The sequence below is a fragment of the Blastopirellula sp. J2-11 genome (genome assembly GCF_024584705.1).
Taxonomy (GTDB): Bacteria; Planctomycetota; Planctomycetia; order Pirellulales; family Pirellulaceae; genus Blastopirellula.
Genome location: NZ_CP097384.1, coordinates 102,667 through 127,179 on the forward strand (window position 1 = coordinate 102,667; position 24,513 = coordinate 127,179).

16 protein-coding genes are annotated in these 24,513 nt (G+C 57.2%); 8 read left to right on the plus strand and 8 right to left on the minus strand.

The window, feature by feature from the left end:
- Positions 1-56 precede the first annotated feature (56 nt).
- The 3 genes from M4951_RS00490 to M4951_RS00500 form a co-directional block, all read right to left on the minus strand.
- Entirely contained in the window at positions 57-1,790 is a 1,734-nt protein-coding gene (locus tag M4951_RS00490; protein WP_262024521.1) for a PQQ-binding-like beta-propeller repeat protein, read from the minus strand.
- Positions 1,791-1,857: 67 nt separating this feature from the next.
- Positions 1,858-4,464, minus strand: coding sequence for a PQQ-binding-like beta-propeller repeat protein (locus tag M4951_RS00495; RefSeq protein ID WP_262024522.1), 2,607 nt, complete (start codon positions 4,462-4,464; stop codon positions 1,858-1,860).
- A gap of 259 nt (positions 4,465-4,723) precedes the next feature.
- Positions 4,724-5,089 (minus strand): cupin domain-containing protein, encoded by a 366-nt coding sequence (locus M4951_RS00500; protein ID WP_262024523.1) that lies wholly within the window; start codon positions 5,087-5,089, stop codon positions 4,724-4,726.
- A 648-nt stretch (positions 5,090-5,737) separates the two neighbouring features.
- Between M4951_RS00500 and M4951_RS00505 the strand changes: the two genes are divergently transcribed.
- Complete coding sequence (locus M4951_RS00505; protein WP_262024524.1) at positions 5,738-6,667, plus strand: hypothetical protein; 930 nt, start codon at positions 5,738-5,740, stop codon at positions 6,665-6,667.
- Between the two features lie 100 nt (positions 6,668-6,767).
- Here M4951_RS00505 and M4951_RS00510 read toward each other — a convergent pair whose 3' ends face one another.
- The 3 genes from M4951_RS00510 to M4951_RS00520 form a co-directional block, all read right to left on the minus strand.
- On the minus strand, positions 6,768-7,412 hold the full coding sequence (locus M4951_RS00510; RefSeq protein WP_262024525.1) for a hypothetical protein: 645 nt from the start codon (positions 7,410-7,412) through the stop codon (positions 6,768-6,770).
- 121 nt (positions 7,413-7,533) lie between these two features.
- Positions 7,534-8,217, minus strand: coding sequence for a hypothetical protein (locus M4951_RS00515; protein WP_262024526.1), 684 nt, complete (start codon positions 8,215-8,217; stop codon positions 7,534-7,536).
- Positions 8,218-8,501: 284 nt separating this feature from the next.
- Positions 8,502-9,104, minus strand: a complete 603-nt coding sequence (locus M4951_RS00520; RefSeq protein ID WP_262024527.1) for a zinc-ribbon domain-containing protein — start codon at positions 9,102-9,104, stop codon at positions 8,502-8,504.
- 205 nt (positions 9,105-9,309) lie between these two features.
- Between M4951_RS00520 and M4951_RS00525 the strand changes: the two genes are divergently transcribed.
- Positions 9,310-11,316 (plus strand): ATP-dependent DNA helicase, encoded by a 2,007-nt coding sequence (locus tag M4951_RS00525; protein ID WP_262024528.1) that lies wholly within the window; start codon positions 9,310-9,312, stop codon positions 11,314-11,316.
- Positions 11,317-11,425: 109 nt separating this feature from the next.
- Here M4951_RS00525 and M4951_RS00530 read toward each other — a convergent pair whose 3' ends face one another.
- Positions 11,426-12,718 (minus strand): lamin tail domain-containing protein, encoded by a 1,293-nt coding sequence (locus M4951_RS00530; protein ID WP_262024529.1) that lies wholly within the window; start codon positions 12,716-12,718, stop codon positions 11,426-11,428.
- Between the two features lie 195 nt (positions 12,719-12,913).
- Here M4951_RS00530 and M4951_RS00535 point away from each other — a divergent pair, with 195 nt between their 5' ends.
- The 3 genes from M4951_RS00535 to M4951_RS00545 all read left to right on the plus strand — a co-directional run bounded on the left by M4951_RS00535 (position 12,914) and on the right by M4951_RS00545 (position 16,444).
- On the plus strand, positions 12,914-13,318 hold the full coding sequence (locus M4951_RS00535; RefSeq protein WP_262024530.1) for a BlaI/MecI/CopY family transcriptional regulator: 405 nt from the start codon (positions 12,914-12,916) through the stop codon (positions 13,316-13,318).
- Positions 13,318-14,988: a M56 family metallopeptidase gene (locus M4951_RS00540; protein ID WP_262024531.1), complete on the plus strand. Its 1,671-nt coding sequence runs from the start codon at positions 13,318-13,320 to the stop codon at positions 14,986-14,988. Before M4951_RS00535 ends, M4951_RS00540 begins: the two co-directional genes overlap by 1 nt.
- 388 nt (positions 14,989-15,376) lie before the next feature.
- Positions 15,377-16,444, plus strand: a complete 1,068-nt coding sequence (locus M4951_RS00545; protein WP_262024532.1) for a hypothetical protein — start codon at positions 15,377-15,379, stop codon at positions 16,442-16,444.
- A 93-nt stretch (positions 16,445-16,537) separates the two neighbouring features.
- On the opposite strand, the gene M4951_RS00550 is transcribed toward M4951_RS00545, so the two are convergent.
- Positions 16,538-20,548, minus strand: a complete 4,011-nt coding sequence (locus M4951_RS00550) for a hypothetical protein (protein WP_262024533.1) — start codon at positions 20,546-20,548, stop codon at positions 16,538-16,540.
- A 378-nt stretch (positions 20,549-20,926) separates the two neighbouring features.
- Here M4951_RS00550 and M4951_RS00555 point away from each other — a divergent pair, with 378 nt between their 5' ends.
- The 3 genes from M4951_RS00555 to M4951_RS00565 all read left to right on the plus strand — a co-directional run bounded on the left by M4951_RS00555 (position 20,927) and on the right by M4951_RS00565 (position 24,513).
- The gene (locus M4951_RS00555; RefSeq protein WP_262024534.1) at positions 20,927-22,519 is read left to right on the plus strand and encodes a PQQ-binding-like beta-propeller repeat protein; all 1,593 of its coding nucleotides are present in this window, start codon (positions 20,927-20,929) and stop codon (positions 22,517-22,519) included.
- Positions 22,520-22,733: 214 nt separating this feature from the next.
- Positions 22,734-23,147: a hypothetical protein gene (locus M4951_RS00560; protein ID WP_262024535.1), complete on the plus strand. Its 414-nt coding sequence runs from the start codon at positions 22,734-22,736 to the stop codon at positions 23,145-23,147.
- Between the two features lie 526 nt (positions 23,148-23,673).
- Positions 23,674-24,513, plus strand: a complete 840-nt coding sequence (locus tag M4951_RS00565) for a hypothetical protein (RefSeq protein ID WP_262024536.1) — start codon at positions 23,674-23,676, stop codon at positions 24,511-24,513.

The following is a 24,513-nucleotide window of genomic DNA, read 5'->3' on the forward strand; positions in this document are numbered from 1 at the left end:
GTCCTTCTCGCTCTCTTGGATGGCGCCAGGCGGTAATTGGTAACCGCTACGGCGATTTATTCTTCTTCTTCGGCGGCGATCGCGAAGAGGTGCGTCTTGTTGGCGATGTACAACACGCCGTTAGCGACAATCGGGGTCGAATAGACCGAGTTGCCCATGTTGATCTCGTCGATCGGTTCGGCATCTTCCGGGTCGGCCGACAGTTTGAAGACGCAGACGTCACCATCTTCGTCACCAATGTAGACGTGCCCGTCGACGATCAACGGCGATCCCCACGCGGCGGCCAACATGTCGTAGGTCCAGTGCCGCTTGCCGGTCTGAGCGTCCAGGCAATGGAGCAGTCCGCTGAAGTCCGAGATGTAGAGAATGTCGTCCTTGATCGCAACGGTGCCGATGCTGCGGTGCATCGTTTCTTCAAAACTGATGCGACCGTCGCCATCTTCGTCACCGCCGGCATAGTGCCAGATCACGGCGCTGTTCGGATTATCGACTGCGACTTCGCCATCTTCGGGAATGACCGCTTGAATGCGGCGATGCGGCAACGGCACCCGTGAGCTCCCTTCGACCTTCATCGCCAACTGCGGGCTGACGTCGCCTCGTTTGGTCGGATCGATGCACCAGAGGTGACCTTCCCCTTCGCCATGTTCCGGGTCTTGCCCTACGGCCACGTAAACCTTGCCGTCATAGACGACCGGGGTCGCGATGATGTTGTTGCGAGTTCCGCGTCCGCCGATCACCCACTTCGACTCTTTTGGGTTGCCGTCGAATTTCCAGAGCAGTTCCGGCTTGCCGTCCTTGCCTTTATCGGCCTTGAACGAATAGACCCAACCATTGCCGCCGGCGAACAGCACTTGCGGCACTCCGCCCAGTTCGGCGATCGTCGGGCTCGACCATTGACCGTGCAGGATGTTTTCGCCAGGCGAACGATCGGTCCAGAGAACTTCGCCGGTGTTCTTGTCCATTGCGATAAAGCTGGGAGCCTGGGGCGAGGGAAGCACGATGTGCGACTCGTCGACGCCGTTCGACGTGTTGACAAACAGGATGTCTCCGAGCGCAGCGATCGAACAAGAGCACATGTTGTGCTGCGAAACGCCAAGCTCGGTCATCATGTTGAAGACCCAGATGACGTCCGCTTCGGTCTTGTCGGTGAACTTCTCTTCCTTATAGGGGCCGTCGTTCTCGCCGTCATAAAAGCCTTCGACATCCAAGCAGCGAACTTCGCCGCGACTGGTCACAAACCAAAGGCGGTTGCCTTCGACATACGGAGCGCAGCAAATCCCTTGCAGCGGCCAGTCATGGACGCGGCCGGTCGAGAGCTTTTCGCTGGAATGTTGCCAGAGGAAGTCGCCGGTCTGTTCGTCGTAGCAAACCAACACGCCGAGATCGACGTCGGCAGGATAACGGGAAATCAAACCGCTGCTATTGTTGGTGCCAACGAACACTTTGCCCGAAGCGACGACCGGATTGCCGTACGACTGGCTGCCGAGTTTGGCGACCCATTTGATGTTTTCGGCTTTGGACGAATCCCACTCGCCGGTTTTACGATCAAACCGGCCGATGTCCCACTCCTGCGGAATGTTGGTTGCGACCGGTACGTTATTTCGCAGCGAGTTGCCGCCCCACATCGGCCAATCTTTGGTGGGCTCCATCTTTTCCGACGACTTAGGCTGCGCGATGACAGCGACCGGCTCGGCGTCCGCGTGACCTGCCGGCAACACGGTCGCGATGATCGCGCCGGCAAGCGCCGCGCAGAACATGGCGACAGTCGACAGGAATGGCTTGTTTTGCATAACAGCTCCGAAAACTTCAGGGTAGGAGATTGTTTTTGGGGGGAAAGAAAGTCAGGCGCCGCGTCTCTTACGACTTGTCGTTGGGCGTGACTGAAACGTTGTCGATGTAGATTTCGGCGTTGGTCGCGTTGCCAAAGAAACCAGGGCTGCCGTCGCGATTGGGGTAGGCGTCTTCCCCGACGATGGTCCACTCGGCCGGCTCGGCTTCGTCTTTCTTCCAGACTTTGCCGCGCACGATCGCGATGTCTCCTTCGTTTGCAACTTGCATCTTCAAGCGATACCAAACGTCCGCTTCCAGCGTGAACGGTTTCGACTTCGCCATCCGCTGCTGGGTAACCCAGGTACGAACTTGCGTCGTTTTGTCGTTGCCGTTCAGAACAAACTGATAGCCTTGTGCGATCAGACCGATGTCGGGAAGCAGGCCATCTTCCATCTTCTGCGCTTTGACGTCGGCTTGAATCGTGTAGTCGTGCAGTTCAGGACTCGACATCCACGATTGGCTCCGCGTTCCTTTCGGAATCGTCGAAACTTTGACCATCGCTTTACTGCCGTCGACATCACGAACGACGTGACGATAGCGAGCGCCAACCCAAGTGACCGGCGGTTGACCGACGCCAGTGGTGGAGTCGAACGCGATGTCATCGAAGTTAAAGCTCCAGGGAAGATCAGGAATCGTGCGTAGACGAGCCGTGCTGACCGTTTCACCCAACTTGGCGGTGATAGTGGTCGCGGTGTGGGCGTCGCTCGTTTCCGTGGTGTAAAGCCCCTTGGCGTCGATCTTGCCGGGGCCCGTCAGTTCAAACGTCACGCCGCTCAGATCAGCGTCTAGCTTTTCACCCAGCTTATTGAACGCGGCGACTTCGTACTGTTGCGACTGACCCGGCTTCAGCAAGACCTCAAACGGCGTCACTTGCAGTTGATCGATTTCGGGGTTCTCGCTGACCGGGGTTTCGGGAGCGACCGGAGGCAGGCCGGTAAACCCTTTTTCCAGCTTGGGATCTTCCAGGCAATAGATGCCGCCTGAGGTCGGCACGTAGATTAGCCCTTGGGCGCAGATCGGCGAGCCGTTTACTTCGACATCGTCGAAACGCCCCTTGTTGATCGTATCGAGCGAACCATCTTCCTGCGGCTCGAGAATCGCCCAGTAGCCGTTCGCTTCAAAGGCGTAGATCTTGCCATCGGCGTAGAGCGGATTGCCTCGCATAGCGCGACCGACCGCCACACGCTTGCCAACCGGTTCGCCGGTCTTGGCGTCAAACCCAAAGACTTTGCCGGCATCGTTGAAAGCGTAGACGTAATCGTTCACTTTCAGCAACGTGCTTTTGCCCATCATGATTTCGGGCTGTTGCCAAATCAGGCCTTTGCCGGTGATGTCGCCGGTTAATGCGCCGTTGATCGCCGCGACGTTCCCCATCATCGAGGAAATATCGCCGAGGTTCTCTTCACTATGGCCGACATAGACCGTATCGCCGTCGACAATTGGCGAAGCGTTGATCCCTCGCATCGACATGGCGTAGTTCCAGATCGGTTTGCCGGTGCGCGGTTGAAACGCCCAGAACTGACCATCGCCGGAACCGAAGACCATCGCCTTTTGTCCGTTGAGAGTTGCGATCACCGGGGCGCTGTAGGTGGTGTCGTCCGGCAGCAAACGCGTGCCGTTGAACCAGATCATTTCGCCGGTGTTCTTATCAAACGCCATGAAGCGGTGACACGGTTTGGCCATGTCGCCCCAACCGATCACCACGGCGCTGACGATCACCAGGTCTTCAAATACGATCGGAAAGTTCGTGCGACCGCCATAGGTCGATAGCAGACCATACTCTTCGTGCAGCTTATGGACCCAGTCGGTCTCGCCGGTTTCGGCGTCGATGCATTGGAAATGTCCGCATACGCCTAACGCGTAGACCTTGCCGTTGGTGGGGTCGCCGACAACGGCGGACCAGCCGACCCGTTCGACCGGTACGTCGGAAAGATAAACGTTGAAACGATTTTCCCAGAGAAATTCGCCGGTCTGTGCGTCGAGACAAACGACGCGCTCTCCTTCACGCTTGGTTCCCTGTTCGGCGGCGCACAACGTATAGAGCTTGCCGTTCATGACGATCGGCGTGCTGCGCGAGCCAAAATCCTTCGCGATCCATTTGACGTTACTTCCCTCGCCGCCGGCGGGATCAAAGTCATCCGGCAGCCCGGTCGCTCGCGAGTACCCGTTGTATTCTGGTCCGCGAACGTAGGTCCAGTCTTGCGGATCAACCATGCCGGCCGGTTTCGCTTCGGTGGCGACTTGGGTTTTGGTTTCTGCGACGGTTTGCTCGGCTTCTTCTTTGGCCGCTGGAGCAGCTTCCGTGATGGGCGTGGCGGCGCTTTCGGCCGGTTTCGACTCTGCGGCCGGCGCTTCCATTTTCTTGCTAGCAGCTGCGTCTCCGGCGTCTGGCTTTTCAGCGGCCGGTTCTGCTGGTGCTGTCACTGCCGGCTTCATTTCTTCGGCAGCCGGCGCCGTGGTCGCCGCTTCGTGCTCATGATCTTCATGCTCGTGATCATGATCCGCGTGGTCATGATCGGCATGGTCCGCCGACGTGTTGCTCGGAGAAGGCGCAGGGCCGGGAGGCGGGGTGCAGCCGAAAACTGCAAGAGCGGCAAACAATAGTAGGAGGGAGAGACTGGAAGTCTTCGTCATGAGTGAATACCTGCGTATTACTACTTTGTGGGCTGGGCAAGCGGTAGGGGTCGCTCTGTTTAGGATACGCCCTCAGTAGATGTCAGGCAACTGATGGCGAATGAGGGGCCTCAACGGCTAAACCGAGTATTGAAGCGACTTGCGCCTACTTGGCGGCGATCAACGGAGGGGGGAAACGGCGTTTGCGTGATCTTTCTTACACAGTGACCGCAGGGGGGAGATCTGGGGACGATCGAAAAAAATATCGAGATCCTGGCAATTACTCGTCAAACCACTCGTCGCTCGGGTCAAACTTCGGATAGACGATGTTCAGGATCTTCATCTTCCCGATTGCACGATGTCGCGTACCGGGGCGAATCATCACCAACATCCCTGGTTTCAGATCAATGCGGGCGTCATCCAACTGCATTTGGGCGTCGGCGTCACATTCCAGGATGTAATAGGTCTCGGTCAACTGTTTGTGGTAGTGGAGCTTCGCATCGCTGGAGATTTCGGTTAGGTGAATTGTGCCGGGATAGTCAACGACCTCCGCCAGTCCGCGTCGGGCAGTTCCGCAAGGACAGGGAACACCGGGAAGCGCTGCGAGATGAACTACCTCGTAACCTGAGAGCGAACTAGCGGACATGAACTACTCCAAATGACCGGCACGAGACGAACATGAGCAAATCAGGGAAGATTTCTATGGTTTATCTTAGCTAACCGGCGCCTCCGCTTCCAGTTCGTAAGATTTCCCCAATCGCGGGAGTCGGTCTGTGAATCTGCGGAAGATTTGCGGCTTGCGTGTGGTTTGCCGTTACTGCTGCAGTCGGATAATCGGCAAGGTTTGCCTGGACTGCGGGAGTGTTACATCTTGCGCTACAGGATAGGTAAACCAAGTTGCGGAATTTGCCTTCGATCGGTAAAGCGTCATCGATTGACAGGCCGATACCGTGATCTGGCGATCGGAATTCGTTCGCTGAAGAAGTCCCTCTCGCGGAGAAGTGAGGGCACGTTAGCTTTCGGCATGGAGAGTTCGAGTCACGGGAAGACTCGACCGAAGTTAACGGTCAATTTTTTGTGTGGACTGAAGAGCTTTGCAAGCTTCCTGAACAAGGTCCGACTGACGCTCCCACACTTATTTCATTGTTACGACGGTCCCGCCTGTCGCAATGAATGAAGTAAGCGAACATTCGCGGCGTGGGAGTCGCACACCGTGACTGTTCACGCGAGCGCCGGCCAAGTGACGGATTGCAAGCGGGCCCTACAGTACTAGCGCATTAGGAGACGTTGCTCGATGAAACTGAATCTTGTTGTGGGAACGATGCTGGTCGCACTGATGTGTAGCCAGTCGTATGCCGCCGGCCTGCTGAACCAGATGCTTGGCGGTGGCTGCGGCTGCTCGACCTCGTGTTGCCAAACGCCCAAATGTTGCACTCCGGCCCCGCGCTGCTGTGCTCCGAAACCAACCTGCTGTGCTCCGGCGCCGGCCACGTGCTGTGCCCCTGAGCCGACTTGCTGTGCTCCGGAACCGTCTTGCTGCGCTCCTTCGTCGTGCTGCACCAAAAAGTGCTGCACCCCGTTGCGTGACGCTCTGAGCAACCTGTTCTGCTGCAAGAAGAGCCACTGTGGTTCGAGCTGCGGTTCGAGCTGCGGTTGTGAAGCTGAACCGACCTGCTGTGCTCCGGAAGCCACTTGCTGTGCTCCGGAACCGTCTTGCGGTTGCGAAAGCAGCTGTGGCGGTTGCTCGACCTCTTGCTGCAAGAAGGGCGGTCTGTTGGACGGTCTGTTCTGCCACAAGAAAAAGAGCTGCTGCGGTGGTTGCGATTCGGGTTGCGGTTGCAGCACCGAACCGACCTGCTGTGCTCCCGAAGCGACTTGCTGTGCTCCGGAAGCTTGCGGTTGTGATTCGGGTTGCGGTTGCGACACCTCGTGCGGCGGTTGCGCCCCGAAGTGCTGCTCGTGCACCCCGATCCGCGACGCGATCAAGCGTCTGTTCTGCCTGCCGAAGTGCCATAGCAGCTGCGGTTCGAGCTGTGGTTGCGACACCGGTTGCGGTTGTGACACCAGCTGTGGTGGATGCAGCAGCTGCGGCGGTGGCATGAGTGCTCCGATGTCGCCGATTCCGGCTGACGATTCGGCTGCTCCGATGCCTCCGGCTCCGGTTCCGGCTGACAACATGACGTTTGTCCCGGCTCGTCGTCGTCTGGCCAGCAACGTTCGCTAAGCTTCGGCTTTAGTGATCGCTACGGAAAGATCGAAAAACCCGGTTGGAGAAATCCAGCCGGGTTTTTTCGTGCGCGCTGGCTGACCAGACCAACCGCGGCTCAGTTCTGAAATTGCCGCTGAACTTCGGCGTCTGACAAGACGATCATCCCCCAGATTGCGAACGGGATTCCAATGAGGAAGCAGCAGTTGGTGCAAGGAGTCAGCGCTAGAATGAATCCGATCCAAGCCTGCAACGAGCTGCGCAGGTTCATCGTTCCGTACAACATGAACAAGCCGATCACGCAGGTGAGAAAATAGAAACCGCAGGTAATCAGACTAACCACCGCTTCTTCCGGCGGTTGCACTCCGTTGGCCAAATTCACAAATGTGCCGATCAGCGCCAGACCCAAGAATGCAATGCTGAGTCCAAAGGAGATCATGCAGACAATCGCAGGTACGGCGATTTTTCCTTTCGCCTCTTCTTTGGCCATCGGCCTCGATGCGGCGGAAGAGACGGTGTAGGGAGAAGCGTACGGATTCGATTCGCCGGTTGGAGGGGGCGCGGCGCCTTCGGCAAACGGATTGGGCGGCGACTCACCGCCGTAAGGGTTGGACGAATCGGAGAACGAGCTGCCGCCTGAAGCTGGGCCTCCTGGAATCGGCTGAATTGCCGAGCAGTGAGGGCACTTTGTCCGTTTTCCTTCGTTCCCTTCCGGCACGCGGATTTGCTGCTTGCAAACCTGGCAAGTGAATTCAATCGGCATCGATGCATCTTCAGCAATGGGTGTGGGACGGTGCGGCATGAGAAAACCGCTGTTCGACCAATGTAAGCCGCCGCCGATCAAGATGCTAGCTGAATGAGCCGCGGAAAAGCGGCGCCGCGGATTAGCGAAATTGCGCTTTGCCCTCAGGCAGACAAAGCATCACGATTCCCCAAATGCCGACCGGAAACGAAATAAATACGACTAACATGGTCAGGCAACTAAACATCAAAGTGCAGGGGATCATCCCCAAAATCATGCCGACCCAACTGAACGCGTACGACTTGCGGAAAATCGCGTTCGCCAGACCAGCGATCGCGCCAATGCTCATGATGCAGACGACGCCGCCGCCGACGGCCATTCCCAAAAACACCATCTGCTGGTCGTCTTTCGCGCCCTGCGGCGGATTCAGCATGATGTAGATCATGCCGCAGACCATCAGCGCCGAAAAGCAAAAATTCACCGCTTGAACCACTAACAAGATGGCCGCCGGAATGGTCAGCAATACTTTGGCCGTTTCTTTGGTCATGCCGCCAGAGCGGTGAGGTTTCGCCGCATAGGGAGAGGGAGCCGAAGCGTCCGGACCAGGCGATTGAAACGGATTGTCGAGATCGTCGGCGAAGGGATTGGGGCCGTCAGATGGCGTGCTGCTTGCAAAGTCGTCGATGGGCGGCGCGTGACTCAAGTCCGTAGCGGCTGGTATGACTTGAAGCTGCCCGCAACCGGGGCACTTCACTTGCTTGCCGGCCGAGTTATCGGGAACACGCAGTTTTTTCGGGCAGGCGGTGCAGAGGAATTCAATCGGCATTGTGTTAATACGCCATAGACGAATATCAGAGGAGAGGGTTAGCCAAGTCTAAAACGCGATCGGTCCGACTTCTACAATATTCCGCCAGAAATCGTCTCGAGACAAAGTTAACCGCGAAAATGCGCCGCGATTCGTCGGTCGCACATCAGGACGATTCCCCAAATCGCGAAGGGAATCGCGACCGGAGAAAATAGGAACGTCCCGCAAGGCGACATCGACATAATCAAGGCGAACCAGGCGTAGTCAGGATCACGCAAGTTGTGGAGGTTATTGGCATTATCAAATCAACGATGAAAATGTACGGCGATCTTTTTGTCGTTCATCAGCATGTAAGCTTGAATGACGAACGGAACCGCGATGGGAAGAAAGATCAACGAACCGATCAACGCCGAGTAGATCCCGCGCCACGCCGTATCCAAGTCATCCAAATTTTTGAAGTTCAGCACCCCAAAAATAGCGCCTCCGGTAACGAAGGCGAAGGTGACGCTAGTGCTGGCGACGATCAAGCCCCATTCAGCGGCGGGAAAGCAATAACTAGCTGCGATTCCCAACAGGGCGCCGATCACTTCGAGTGCGGCGCTTGCGCCAAGTAGACTCAACAGTACATTCGCCGGCTTCGCGACTTGCGATTTCGCTTCCGCATACGAAATCTCAGGGCGCTTCGTTTTTGGAAAATAGGTTGGCGTAGTTTTTAGAGCCAGCGGCGCCGGGATCTCTTCTCGGAGTTTCAATTCATCCGCGGCGATCGTCGAAGGCTCTGGATCCGCCGCAGCCATGGGGACTTGCTCAACTCCCTGGCACTTTGGACAGCGGACTTTTTTGCCCGCCAACGTGTCGGCGACACGAAATTTGGCGGAGCAACTAGTGCAAGAGAATTCAATGGGCATTCGGCTGACCCGGACTACATCAAGAAAGAACCGTCGAATGCCTCGTTCGCCGTTCTCGGCCTGCAGAGGGGGGGAGCTTGGCCTTTAGTCTATTTTACGGGTAAGTGATCGTCTATCCGTTTTCCGCTAATTTCGCCGAACGTAAACCACTGTTAAGATAGAAGGTCAAACGCGGCGCAAGTGGCAACATAAATAGCAGGCAAGGATGGGCAGCTTCTCGGTAGACGACATTTTAGGGCCAGACGGCCGTATCGCTCGGCGTTTACCCCGCTACGAACATCGCCAGCAACAGTTGGATATGGCTTCGGCCGTCGCTGCTGCGATCGAGAATAAGCGGCACTTGATGGTGGAAGCAGGCACCGGAGTTGGGAAAAGCTTCGCCTATTTGGTCCCCGCAATCTTGGCGGTCGCCGAAGAGCGAGCCGATGACGACGAAGATCGTCCGCGACGGATCGTCGTCTCGACCCATACGATCAGTCTGCAAGAGCAGCTGATTCAAAAAGATTTGCCGCTGCTCAATAGCGTAATCCCGCTCGAGTTTACCGCGGTCTTGGCCAAGGGCCGCGGCAACTACTTGAGCAAGCGGAGACTCGGCGCGGCGCTCTCCCGCGCCAAGACGTTATTCGCCAAAGACGAAGAAGAAAGCCAGCTCGATCACATCAAAGGTTGGGCCAAAGAGTCAGGCGACGGTTCCCTCAGCGATCTCGACTTTCGCCCGCTCGGTTCGGTCTGGGACGAAGTTCATAGCGACAGCGGCAATTGCTTGGGGCGCAATTGTCCAACCTACGATAGTTGCTTTTATTATCGGGCGCGTCGTCGCGTGCAGAACGCGCAAATCATCGTCGTCAATCATGCGCTTTTCTTTAGCGACCTGGCGCTGCGCCGTAGCGGCGTCAATCTGCTGCCCAAGTACGACGCGGTGATCTTTGATGAGGCTCATACGATCGAAGCGGTCGCCGGTGATCACTTGGGGCTCTCGGTCACGTCGACGCAGATCGACTATACGCTGAACAAGCTGTTCAACGAGCGGACCAACAAAGGACTCCTCATCCATCACGGTCTGACCGAAGCGATGCAACAGGTGGTCCATTGCCAATATCGGGCGCAGCAGTTCTTTACCGAGATTGACGCCTGGCTCGCCGAGAACCCGCAGTCGAGCGGCCGCGTTCGCCAGGCGGAACTAGTGCCGAACGTCTTGACGCCGGCGCTGGCCAAGTTGGCCGCGCAGGTCAAAAACGCCGGCGAAGATATGAACGACGATAGTCAGCGGCAAGATTTGACCTCGATGAGCGATCGGATCTATCAGCTGGCCGACGGCATCGAAAGCTGGCGCACGCAAAAGATCGAAGACGCCGTTTATTGGGTCGAGAGTACGCAGCAGCGCGGACCGTATCGTCGCGTCAAACTGTCGGCGGCGCCGGTGGATGTGGGGCCTGTGCTGCGCAGCGAATTGTTTCAGTCGGTAGACAGCGTGATTTTGACCAGCGCCACGCTGGCGGTCGGCGGTTCGGCTTCGTTTGATTTTTTCAAATCGCGCGTTGGTTTGACCCGCTGCGAAACGCTGGCCCTTGGCAGTCCGTTTGACTATGCCGAGCAGGCCAAGTTGATCTTGGTGAGCGAGATGCCGGATCCGAGCGATCGACGGAACTATGATCGAGCGGTGGTCGATATGATCCGTCGTTACGTCGGGCGGACGCAAGGGCGCGCGTTCGTGTTGTTCACCAGCTACGAAATGATGCGCTCGGCGGCGTCGGCTTTGACACGCTGGTTCACCCAGCAGCAGATCGAGCTGTTCAGCCAGTCAGACGGCATGCCGCGTAACGTAATGTTGGATAAATTCAAACAGGCCAACAAAGCGGTCCTGTTCGGGACCGACAGCTTTTGGCAAGGAGTCGACGTGCCTGGCGATGCGTTGCAAAACGTGATCATCACCAAGTTACCGTTCAGCGTCCCCGATCAACCGCTGCTGCAAGCGCGACTAGAACGCATCAAAGAGCAAGGGGGCCAGCCGTTTAGCGAGTACCAATTGCCCGAAGCGGTGATCAAATTGCGACAAGGCTTCGGCCGTTTGATCCGCACGCAAGACGATACCGGCATCGTGGTGATTCTTGATCCCCGCGTCAAAACCAAGCACTACGGCAAAGTCTTTTTGAAATCGCTTCCCGATTGCCCGATCGTCAACGAGAGCTATCGCGACGGAAGTTTCGCGTAGGATCCGCCATGCGGACCAGCGGCCCTGCTAAAATTCTTGCCACATCAAAACGCTTCCACTGGTCCGCACAGGTGTTACCTATGTGTCAGGCCTAAATACACAGCGGACCCTACCGGCGTTTCAGGTTTGTGACAAACTTGCCGGGCTTCACATCTTCACGACCATAGGTGACTTCGTCGATGACGGCGCCTTTGGCGTCGAGCAGGCGCAGCTCATCGCCGCTGTTGCTAAGCCAGGCTTCTTGGGGATGGTGGATGGTGATGACGGAGCAGGGAGGGATTTCGCCGGAAAGCATAATTTCGCCGCCGTCGTCATCGGTCAGTTTCCAGCCGGCGAGTGATACGGCGCGCGTCGACGAATTGGCGATCACCACCGCTTCTTTGCCGTCGTCCTGAGCGAACGGATCAGGCAATACCGCCAAGATCTGCACGTCGGTCGGTTGTTGCGGGCTCGGTCTCGGCGTTTGCGGCGCCGTGGAAGCGGCTTGCGGCGCGCCTCCTTGATCATCATCTTTGCCGGTAAGGATCTGAAACGAGATTAGATAGTGATCCGAGAGCTTGTTGCGATAGTCGCGACGATCTTGACCGGAATGAATCACTTCGCGCGCGTTAGCGAACTCGGGCTGGTTTTGCGGAACCAGCGCTCGATCAAATGGCGCGTCTTTCGTATGGGTCGAGCGATCGGCTGCATTTAGATCCCGAAAACCGGCTTTGACAAATTTTTGGATGCCTTCTTCATCGGCTGACAACGCGTTGGTGTCGCCGAGGATGATGATGTCTTCATCGCCGAACATCTTTCTCACGGCGGGAAGCTCGGCGATCAACGCGCTGGCTTCAGCGGCGCGATGTTTCCGCATTTCGCCGGCCGAGTCGCCATAGTTCGATTTCATGTGAATTGGAATGACAACGAAGTCCGTTTTCCCTTCGCCGGCTGAAAACTTCGCCGCGTACGGTTGCCGATCCCAGGTGATATAGTTGTCGCCGAGCAAGTCGACCGGAGTGATTCGCATCGCGCCTCCCACGCGCTGAACGCGGGCTTCGTTCCAAGCGACGCCTGTCAGTTGGTCCTCGGCATAGATGTCCCGTTTCGGAAAGAGTTCGTACTTCCATTGGTTGCCGGCTTGTCGATTCAAGACGACGCAAACTTCGTCCAGCGTCTTATTTCCCAGCCGGTCATGCTCTGGATAATCGTCGCAAATCTCTTGCAGCGCTAGCACGTCAACGCCGGAAGCACGGATCTCAGCGGCCAAGTCGGCTGGTTTTTGCTGGGGGCTTTTGCGCATTTCCGGCTTGCCGAGCCATTCGATGTTCCAAGAGCCGACATGGATGATATCGGCGGAAGCCGGAGTGCAAGCAGTGATCCACAAAAGACTTAAGGCGACAAGCAGGGAAATCGTCCGCATTCTATTTCCTTGGGTGGTGCTGAAAAGCTGCAACTTAGTGTAATAGGGATCGCGTGAGCTACTAGTTTGTACGAAACTCAACCATCAAGGGCGGGTTAGATCCCCAGTATTACATTTTCTACGGTTTTCTCCGTTGCTATCTACGGGTTTAGCAGTAGAATAATGCGAGTCAATTGAAATGAGGGCAAGCTCAACATGCCGAGACCAAAACAGTCGACGCCGACCGCTGGAGAATTGGAGGTCCTGAAGGTGCTTTGGGATCGTGGTCCATCTACCGTGCGGGACGTCATGAATGAACTGAATCAAGTTCGCCCGCGAGCCTATACGTCGGTGATGAGTTTAATGAACGTCATGGCTGACAAAGGGTTGCTGCAGCGTAAGCCGGAAGGCCGCGCATTTATCTACGAGGCGAAGCGTCCTCGTGATAAAACGTTGGGAGGGATTCTGCACGACGTACTTGGACGAGCATTCGGCGGTTCGGCCAGCAATCTGGTCGCCCACTTGCTGGAAGAGTCGAAACCTTCCGGCGCCGAATTGGACGCGATTCGACGCACGCTTGAGCAATACGAAGAAACCGACCAGCTGCCAGGAGACGATTGATGATTTGGGAGCCTCTCTCCAATCCAATCCTTTTTCAGCTAACGATGGCGCTGGTCCATTTCGTTTGGCAAGGCGCTCTGATTTGGCTGATTTGGGTCGCGGTGATGCGCTATTCGACCCGACCAGAAACTCGCTACAACGCGGGTGTCGCTGCGTTAGGCGTAATGCTCGCTTGTCCGATCGTGACAGCTTGTTTGACGCCGCAGCAATCGCCGCAGTTGGCCGTAAGTCAAGTCAACGCTGAAATTGACAGCGCCAAAGTCATTGACGAAACAGGGCTGCTGACCCCCGCCGCTGCAGCAGACGATTCGATGGTGACCTCATCTGACTTATCGCTGGGCGTCGTATTAATTCAACGATTTCAGCCGGTGCTGTTGCTCACCTGGTTGCTGGGCGTGGTGTTGCTTGGCGGACGATTGTTGATCGCTTATGCGGCGACAGTTTGGCTGCGGAGCGAAGGGACGCGCCTCGAACGTTCGATTCAAAGGATCGCCGATCAAATAAGTCGCCGTCTTGGGTTTTTGACCACTCCGCCGATCGGCGTTAGTTCGCAAATCGGCGAAGCGTTGACGTTAGGAGTGCTGCAGCCGATGGTCTTGCTCCCGGTCGCTTGGCTGACCGAACTTTCTCCGGAAGTGCTCGAGGCGGTCATCGCACATGAGTTGGCGCACGTTCGTCGTGGAGATTTGTGGATCAACGCGGCGCAGCGTGTCGTGGAAACGTTGTTTTTTTATCATCCGGCCGTCTGGTTCATTTCGCGTCAGATTCGCGTCGAACGCGAGTTCTGCTGTGACGAACTGGCGATTCTGACCACCGGTCGCCGGGTGCAATACGCTCAATCCTTGGAACTTGTCGCACGACGGCAGATGAATCAATCGGCTGCTGCGTTTGCTACCCCATTTTTAGGAGATCGCACGATGACTCTGCTGAAGCGAGTTCGACATGCTTTGGGCATACCGCTCGGGCGCGAATCGGGTCGATTGTTGCCGGTTGGATTGGCTTTGGTAGTCGTGCCTGTCGGCTTGTGGGTCGCGTCGGCGATGCTGGCTTCTCCCCGCTTGTTGGCCGAAGGCGAGGCCGCCAACGGCCGCGATGCGGACTTCGAACGACCGCTGCGCCGCGAAGGCCTGTTCGGGCCACCACCGCGTCGAGATGGGAACTTTGGCCCTCCGCCGCGCCGCGATGGGGATGTTGGTCCGCCGCCACGTCGTGAAGGTGACTTCGGACCTCCGCCGCGCCGCGAAGGGGATGCTGGTCCGCCGCCGCGTCGTGAAGGTGACTTCGGCCCTCCGCGGGAGGAAATGATCCATCTATTGCGAGAAGAAATGCAGATGCTTCGCGCCCATATGGATCGCATTCAACGTCGTTTGGACGAGATGCAAGGTCCTCCTCGCCGAGATGGAAACCGCCCGCGTCCAGAAGGTCCGCGAGATGGACGTCGCCCGCGTCCAGAAGGTCCGCGTGACGGAGATCGCCCACGTCCAGAGGGTCCGCGTGATGGAGATCGCCCACGTCCGGAGGGTCCGCGTGACGGAGATCGCCCGCGTCCGGAAGGTCCGCGTGATGGAGATCGCCCACGTCCGGAAGGTCCGCGTGATGGAGATCGCCCGCGTCCGGAAGGTCCGCGTGATAGTGATGCTGCTCCGGCTCCGCGATTGGATGCGGAATAGTTTTCACGCCGAGATCTTGCTTGAAATCATCGAAGCCGAATGTGTATCGCATTCGGCTTTTTCATGCGCCAATCAAAGGTGGCGAATGCTCGTTAGCTAGCGGTTCAACAGGATAATTCCGACCAATACGAAACTTCTCGGCCGAAACTTTCGTCCAACAGATTGGTTAGATCTAACACAAGGCGGATTTCTACGGTCAACAACGCAGCACAGCGATCATCGCTTGTCGCCGCGATTCAGCCGCAGCCGCGTCTATCGTTTTTGAACCTGGTTGCGCGGTTCGAGACTCATCACTGGAGAAGAGTGAATTATGGATTGGTTCCTGCGTATTGCCCCTCTGTCGCGTCATGCTGTGACGGCTGGCGCATGTTTGTTTGGCGCTCTCGGGATGGCGACACTCGCCCTCGCTGAGGAGGCCCCCATTGCTCCGCTGACTGAGCAAGAACTCGCGGCCGAGTCGTATCAAGTCGACTTCAAACCGCCTGCCCGCGGCGACAAAGCGAAGGGGGACAACGTAAAGAAGGAAAAGGGGGACAAAGAAAAAGGGGACAAAAAAAAGGTCGATCATCGCGATCACGGTAAACCCGGCATGCATGGTCGGCATGGCGAACATCCAGGACACGGCAAACGCGGCATGCATCACGCCTGGGGCGGGCATCGTTCCAGCTTCGGCGGACATGGGCATGGATCGGCGTTCGGCGGTCACGCGATGCGCGGCATGGCGATGCAGCATGGATTCGGCCCGATGCATGGTGGTCGCGGACATGCAGGTTTTGGTCCTGGACATGGCAAATCAGCGCATGCCGGCTATTCGTCTGGGATGGCTGAACCGCGAACCGCGATGATGCGTCAGCAGATGCAGATCAAAGCGCTGGAACAAAAGGTCGAACGTTTGGCCAACGCAATTCGCGGCGGCAAGTCGGAACTGAAGAAACCGGAACATGCACCGGGGCATGACGGCGCCGCAAAGCCTGGCTTCGCTCATCCCGGCGTCGCGATTCATCGCTTGATGACCGAGAACGCGCAGCTAAAGCAGAAGGTGGCTCGCCTCGAAAACGCGCTGAAATCGGACAAACCGGAAGCGAAGAAAGACGAAGCCAAAAAAGGCGAATCGGCTCGTCACCCTGATGTCGCCGGTCCACGTGGACCGATGATGCGTGGCGGGTTCCCAGGTCGTAGCTTCGAGGGAATGCGTGGTCAAGCTGGCCCACGTGGTCCGATCGCACGCGGCCCCCGTGATGGAGAGCGAGAACGTCCGCAAGCGGGACCGCGAGACGGTGAGCGCCGTGAACGAGGAAAACGTGACGGCGATCGGAAAGATAACGATCGTCGAAGCGAGAACACTTCAGAGACGCGCGAAGGATTTGTTCTCGACACCAATGGCGACGGATTCAACGATTCGCCGGCCGAAGTTGTGGATGTAGTTGTCGAAGTCGCCGTTGTCGACGCTGAGTAGTTCGATTGACGGCTAGGCAGGGAAGCCGGGCTGACTCACGAAGTAAATCAGACGAAGCCGAACGCTATCACGTTCGGCTTCGTTCTTTTCTTGTCACGCTTCGTCGTCGTCTTCGTACTCTTCGTCATCCGCTTCCGAAGGCGTGAGCGACGTTTGCCACGGATCGATCTCGTCATGCAATTGCTCAATCCCGAGCATCTTTTGCGGTACGAACAGCGCTTCTTGCTCCTCGTCGTCGCCGCCAAAGTGCCGTCGCCGCTCGATCTTCATCACTTCCGCTTCCAACGCAACCAACCAGCCCGGGACGTCGAGACCGACGCCGCTAGGCTCTTCGACCAGAACATCCGCTTCTTTGCGGAGCAGCTCGAATGCGGTATGCATTGGTCCGCCTGCTTCTTCCATCGCTTGCTCGACCAGCGAGCAGACGCGATCAACCGCCAACGGCTGTAAGAATCGTTGGTGGATGCGATCGGCGATGGTCGGCATGCGCATCGAGTACTTTTGCTGCAATTCGCCGAGCTGAGCGACAAACTTATTCGCCTCGTCGCCGATCCGTTCGGCCAGCGCGCGACGCCATAGCTGAGCCGCTTCGGCATGGCCGCGTCGCACCAGGATTTCATGCGCCAGCACGACCGGCTTCAGGTTCCACTCGATCCGCTCGTACATCGTTTGCAGGCGGAGGAAATCGAGGAACATATACAGGAGTTCGCCCCGATCGCTTTGCGTGGTGGTGCTGTTGTAGTCGCGATATTCCGGATAGTTTTCGAGCACCGCTTCCAGCGTCATCGTGATGCATTCCACCGCGCGGCGCTGGTCACGTTCGTCCTGGATCGCCATCACAAACGCCGGCCAATCTTCCTCGATCATTTCGCTCCGAATGCGATCGATCCAGACGTGAACTCCTTGATGCAAGATCGAGCGAATGTTGCCCCGGTTGAAGAAGTATTGGGTAAACAAGTCGCCGCCGTAGCTTTCGATGAACGTCTTGATCTGCGTCCACCGCGGTTCGTCCTGAAACTTTTCGACTGCCGACAGCCGCAACGTGCGACTGTGGTGCAGCCAGACGATCAGCATGTGCTGCGTGATCTGTTCCAGGCACTCGACAAGTTCGGTCTCGACGGTGCGGGTCTTCTTTTTGCTTTTGGAGCCGGCTTTCCATTGTTTCGACGAATCGGAAAGTGCGCTGACCAGCGACGTATAGGCGGTTTCAAAGAGCGAATCGAACTCGGTGACGGCGCTCGGACCAACGGGATTGTCGCGCTCCATTGCGCGGGCGATTTCCAGCAGTTGCCGCGTTCGCTCGAACATGCCGAGCCGCGGCAGCCAGGCGAGCAGTTCGCGAATCGCTCCTTGGCGAACGCGGGCCGCGACGATTTGACCCGGCGCGCCCCCTTTGCCGATCGGGATGTAGAGGAGCGGTTTCGACGTCACAGCTTCGATAAACTCTTGCCAAGGATCGCCTGCTTCGCCGGCGCGATCGGCCAGCAGAGAGGTCAGCACGAGCACGCCTTGGCGATGTTCGTCGGCCAATTCCGGCGGAAGTTGCTGCTGAAACGTCAGCGCTGTTTGCGACGTCTCGTTGTTGGAACGGACCGCGGCCGCTTCGAGCAAGCGAGCCGACGAGGCGGCCGCCGCTGCGGTGATGATCGTCCGCTCCAGCACAAATTCTTTGATCGCTCGTTGGCGGTCAAAATCGATCATCGACTGATGATCGCCGGCAGGGCGGGGCAATTGATAACGATGCACCGAGGCTAGCAACTGCAACAAGCCGCCCAGGTTAGAGACAGCGCGCTCGCGCATCTCGATCAGACGATCGGCGGCTTCCGCATTGGCCGGCTGCATCGCCGCTTCCATCGCCGTCATGCGCCAAAGTCGCGCAATGCACTCGAGGAACAATAGTCGCAGATTGACGCGACGCGATTCGGCGTGCAGTTCTTCCTTGCTTTCTTCCGCCGAAGAATCAGAGCCTTGCACGTCCCCTTCGACGCCGTCGTCGGTACTATCGATGTAGGTGACTTCTTCGTAGGCCGCGCCGTACAGGTCGTCTTCGTCGCTGGGAGGTTCGGCGAACAGCGCCGCGAGATCGCCGCCGCCGCCGTTTTGTTTGCCGCCAGAGAGCCACGTCGGCGGATTCCAGTAATCGCCGGCGTTCGCTTCCATAAAGTCGAACATGCGGCAGGCGAGCATCCAGCGTTTCTCGGGCGACGTTTCGGTTCGCCGCATCCGTCGCATCCATTCGCGGGCCATCGGAAAGAACGACGCTTCTCCCAGTTGCAACGGAACGTGGTCAGCTCGTTCGAGCCAATGAATCAGCAGCGACAATGCAGCGACAAAGTCATTGCGTTCCAGCAACGCTTCGATCACCAGCGCGTACGCTTTCGGCGAGTCGAACATCGCAGCGTGCGGCGCCCAAAAGCCGACATCGCCGGTCGCCGCGCCCCCTTGATGCCAAAGCCGCAGCGCTGACGCAACATGCTGAGCGGCGTCAAACGCTTCTGCGGCGTTGATCGCTTCGACGCTCGAAACTTCGTGCGCGGCGAACTTGCCCCACCACTCCGAGAAGGAGGAGAATCGCTTCTCAATTTGGGTAGCGGCGTCGGCGTCATTGATCGCGGCCGCTTCGCTCCAGATGCGAGACATCAGATTCATGATGATCTCCGTCATCTGCAACAGATCGTCGACGCGATGATCGCGGACGCTGTTTTCCATCGACGGAAATAGACTGAACTGCGCCTCGAATCCTAAGATATTCCAAGGATCGACCAGAGCGCCGCAGGCGATCCCCCGATGCAGGCGATCGATGATCTTGTCGACATACTCGACGGCCGAGCCGAGCTCACGATGATCGACCGCCTGATTCGACAACGTCACAAAACAGACGATCCGACAACTCATGCGAGCCGACGCGGTCGGAACGACATCGACCTGGTGGCCTGCTTCTTCCGGATAGCCCATCCGTGCAAACAGCTGAGCCAGATGGACGTGCGCCAATTGGCGAGCGCGGCGCTGACTGAGGACGCCGTTCAAATGTTGCCGAGCGGCTCCAAACGGCTGCCGGCGAATGATCGCCTCTTGTTGCAGCCGCTTGCCATGCTCCCCTTCGATCTTATGGACCAATTCGGCGTAAAAGCGATCACGATAACTGGCGATCTGCGGCAACAGCGTCGCCAATGTGACGTCCGAAGTGTAAGTGTCTGGTCCTCGCCCCGAGATGCCGGCGCCCATCAAGATGACGCCGGCCAAGACGGCGGCCGCTTCGACTTCCAGTTCTTCGAGCGTCGCTTCTTGCCCCTCTTCGACGCGACGCATCAGCGCATCAAGCGTCACTTGCTGGACCACGAATCGGCGATAGCGGCCGGTCGTGTCGATATGATCGGGGTCCCACTGACCGAATTGATAGTTGGGGCGTTTGTTGACCGGGTGATCGAAATCGTAGGCGCGAGGATCGAACGCCAACTCTTCCAGCATGTCGGGTTCAAAGCAGGCGTCGTGCAGGATATCGGGGCTGGTCGCTTGGATCAGTTCCAGCGCTTTGGTCGTGACACGATAGTAACGACCAATCGAGACGCCTGCCCCGGCCAGAAAAATTGGCACTGGGCGACAATACTCATGGTCGTAGGGTCGCATCCGGCGTGACTGCAGTGCGGCGATCGGTCGATGACCGATATAGTCATTCAGCAGGCCGATCGCGCCGGCGCGAACTCGCTCCACTTCATCCCATGGCCCCCCTTGCTGGAGGGTCGCCTCAGCGGCACGAACGACAAAGTAGGGGAGGAAGATCGCTTCATCGACTTGGTGAAAGAGGAGATCGCGGTGAAATTCGAGATAGCCAGGAAGCACATGGTCAAACAGGCAGCTCAATACCCCGGCCGCTTGTTCGGTATCGGCGAACGCGGCCGAACTGCCGGACAGGCGGGTCAATTCTTCCCGTAGCGCATCCCCCAAACGAGCCCAAGTGGGGCGAGACCGCGGTTCTCCCGGCGCAACGGCGGCATAGAGTTCATTCAACGCCGAGGCGAACTTCGGGTCGTAGGCGCCGGCAGAAAAGTTCAGATAGCCCAGCGTTCTTTCGATTTGAGTCGAGAATTGGCTCAACGAGGGCATGTGGTTCCGTTCTGGCCTGGACCGGCGTGCAATTCAAACTGATGCATGGACAAGCTTTGCGGCGCACCCGACTTGGCGCCAGTTACGGCCCAAACGGCCGTAAACCCTTCATCCTAGGAAGACCCAGCCAGATGGTCTAGGCGACAGACGCACTCTGACGAGGGCAAAGAAGTCGTAAATGCTTGCTATTTCAATACTTGGCGACGTTGCATACTCTCCCCGCCCAAAGGAACGAGGCGAAAACTTGCCCTCATGTCTGTCTCTTAACTCTCCTAGATTTCTTACTTTATCCGCGCTCGGCTCGGTAACGTTGACTATGATAGAGATTGCTTTTCCAGACTCTTTGACCGACGTTTTCGACTCGTTCTGAGGATTTCGATGACGCTCCGTTTTTCTCGCTATTTTGCCGTAATCCTTTTTTCGCTGTCGATTTCGTCTGCAGTGCTGGCCCAATATGGGCGCAACATTCTGGACGACGCTAGTCTGCAGCGCTTAGGGCTCGAAAAGAAGTGGTCGACTCAGCTTCCGATCGGCGTCACCGGCGCCAAGCTCAGTTCGTTGTCGCATACGATCGATGCAGACGACATGCAGACCGTTTACGAGGTCAGCTATCTCGGCCGCTCGACGATGTTCTCTTCGCGCGATTTGAATCCCTTTGGCAAACCGCTCGGCGCCGAGGGGGCCAAAACGAAGGCCGAACAGTTCGTCGCGCGTTTGGATCAAACGAAAGAAGAGCCGAAGCTGACCGAGCATCAGGTTCCCAAGGTCTTGTTGCTTGCACAAAGCACCTCTGGAACGCTGAATGCGATTGATGGCCAAACCGGACGCAAGCTTTGGACGCAGTTGCCTGGCCAGCCATTTCATCCGTCGCAAAAAGCGTCAGCCGACGGCAAATATGTCGCGACCATCAATGGGCTAACCCTGTATGTCTTGCATCGTGAAAACGGCGAACTCGTTTGGAAACGTAACCTGAGCAGTGCGCCTTCCGCCGGCGCCGTGATCGGTGAAGGGCATATCTACGCACCGCTGATGAACGGCGTGATCGAGATCTACGACCTGACCGATAGCACCAAGCCGGTTGGTCGATTCCAGTCGTTTGGCCAAATTTTCGCGAATCCGACGATTACCGAAGCGACCGTCACATGGCCGACCAATCGGGGCTTTGTCTACGCTGGAAATTCGTTTGATGATAAGTTTCGCTATCGCATCGAAGCGACCGGTGAAGTGATTGCACCTACGACGCACTTGGCGCCGAGCCTGAACTTCTTCGCAACGACCAGCGGATATGCGTATGGCATTTATCAACGGGACGGCCGCATCGAATGGCGTCGCTCGTTTGGTGAACCGATCGTCGATTCGATCCCCGCCATCGGCAATACCGCCTATATCATTTTGCAGCGCGGCGGCATGCATGCGGTGGACGCCTACACCGGGGAAGAAAAGTGGTACGTCCCAGGCGTTCGTCAATTTCTGGCCGCGAGCGCCGAACATGTCTATGTCCTGGACGATCGACATCGGCTTTTGAAGTTGGAGCAAGTCTCCGGCGCGATCGAGGCGCAGTTGAGCGTTCGCGACTTCGACTACTTCTACTCTAACTATGAATCGGACCGGATTATTCTCGGCACCAAGTCAGGCGTCCTGTATGTCTTGCAAGAGCAAGGTAAGGATTTCCCGATGGTTCATATCCCGCTCAAGACCGGCGAAGAAGAACCGGCCACACCGGAAGAAACCGAAGACAAGAAGCCGGAGACGCCGATGGAAGAGACCAAGCCGGCCAGCAACGATCCGTTTGGCGGCGGCGACAACCCATTCGGCGGCAGCGACCCGTTTGGCGGCGGAGGCGGCAAAGACGACGCCGACAACTCGGGGGGAAGCGATCCCTTTGGCGGCGGTTCCAATCCGTTTGGCGGCGGGAGCAACCCGTTCGGCGGCGGAGATGGTGGCGCGATGGATAACCCCTTCGGAAACTAAATCACACTTAGGGGCGGCTCCCATGGCCATTGCGTCATGACGAGCTGCCCCGATCGGACAAAAACGCCGGAATTGCCAGCCGGCGTTCTTTTGTTTCTTGCCGCTTTCTCGCAGGCCGATTTTCGCAAATCCTCGCGCTGACTCAGCGAATAGCTCTTTAACAAAGAGACGCAGCGATGCGTTCGTTTTGCGCCAATTTGCAAAGGAGCCAAAGATGCGGAATCCGACGATCTATCTCGCCAGTCTCGTTATTCTGACCAGTGCTATCGGAACCACTTCGGCAAAGAATGGGATCGCGGCCGCCAGACCGATCAACGCTCGCAGGCTCACTCCGCTACGCTTCTCGGCAGCGCCGCCATCCTCAGCGACGTCGGCGCTGTTCGCTCCCAGTCGATCACCTAGGCGAGTCGGCAAGCCAGGTCCAATGCAGATGGCGATCAAAGCGAAGCGAGAACTGCTGAAGGTGGCGATTTCGTTCGAACGTTATCGAATCGCCCAGCGAAAGTTTCCCCTGAAGCTGCATGATCAGTTCGAAATCCTCTCCGCCAGATCATCGGATGCGACGTGGAGCACCGAAGGGGACTACTCGCAACTGGCTTGCTTAGCCGCCGACGTTTTGCGGTCATGACGATAGAAGACGATATCCAATTGAGAGATTGTCGGTTTCGGTTGCGCTTGCAGCGCCTGACCCCAACGACGCAGTTTGCGGAACAACGCAAAGCGTCTTTTGCTTTGACGATCTAGAACGTGCAGGCTGACAATTAAGCGGGCGACACGCGTCGACGCAGGTTGCATCTCGCGAAATTCGATGACTTGGCGCGACAAGTGGAGAGGTCCTAAGGCGAGATAGGCAATGGGGGAAACATACCATTTAAATCACAAATCGACCGCGCCCTATCCCCGAAACGGGCGATTTCGGTTATCCGCCAGAGAAATTCGTGGATGCAGCAAACGAGCGCAATGCATGGTTGGACAGTCGACTTCTTGGCGGCGAGAATCCGGTCCGCTAGCAACCTCGTCTTCTGCTTTTCCTTTCGAACTTGGTCGAAAGCGGTCGTTTTCGGCACGCCTGTTGCGATCTGTTACAGATCAACGACGTGCCGCTGCAAATTAGAAAACGATCTTTCGCGTATAGACCCCAAGGAGTTCGAACGATGAGACTTTCCCTATTATCCCTCGCTATGCTTCCGTTTGCTTTCGCGCCGCTGGGTTGCGGTCAACCCGCTGGGCAGGTGAGCGACCAGTCGGACGAATACTCAAGTTACATTGAGTCGACCGGCAACGAAGAAACTAAAACAAGCGCCGCCGAAAATGCGCCAAAATTGGAACAACACGAAGTTCACCGCGAATCGTTAGATGATGAGACGAAGACGGATGAGATGACGGTGAAGAACGAATCGCCAGAGAAGGCGACGGAACAGAGCGCTGCGGCCGCGGAAGAAAGAGGGGGGGAAACGTCGCCGGTTTCGACCGATGCGCCGGAGGCGAAGGCCGAAGAGTCGCAGCCTGCGAAATCGGCCAATGACAAAAAATCGCAGCCGGCTGAGTCAGCCAAAGAAGAAGCGCCCGCCAAGGAGGAAGCAGCGACGCCGCAACCTTCCGAGCATGTTGATCCGCCGCAATCGGAATTAGAAGTTTCGCTGCAGGAAGTCGAAGAGAAGCTGAACACGGCGAAAACGACCTTGCAGAAATACTCGAATCAGCAAGAGAAGAAAGACTTCCGCAACAGTTCGCAAAAGCAATTGGATGATAACCAGACGAATCGCAAGCCGCTGAAGGAAGAGATCTCACATCTGCAAGCTGAACTGCAGCAAAAGCAGCAACGTCTTGAAAAGATCAATTCGTTGACCGAAGAGATCCAGGCCAAGATCGATCAATTAGATCCGACCAGCGCTGAGCCGGACGAAAAATTGCGTCAGGAGATCGAAGAGTCGCTTTCGCAACTGCAACGTCTGCAGAGCGACAGCGATCGTCAGGTCGCGCAGCAAAAATAA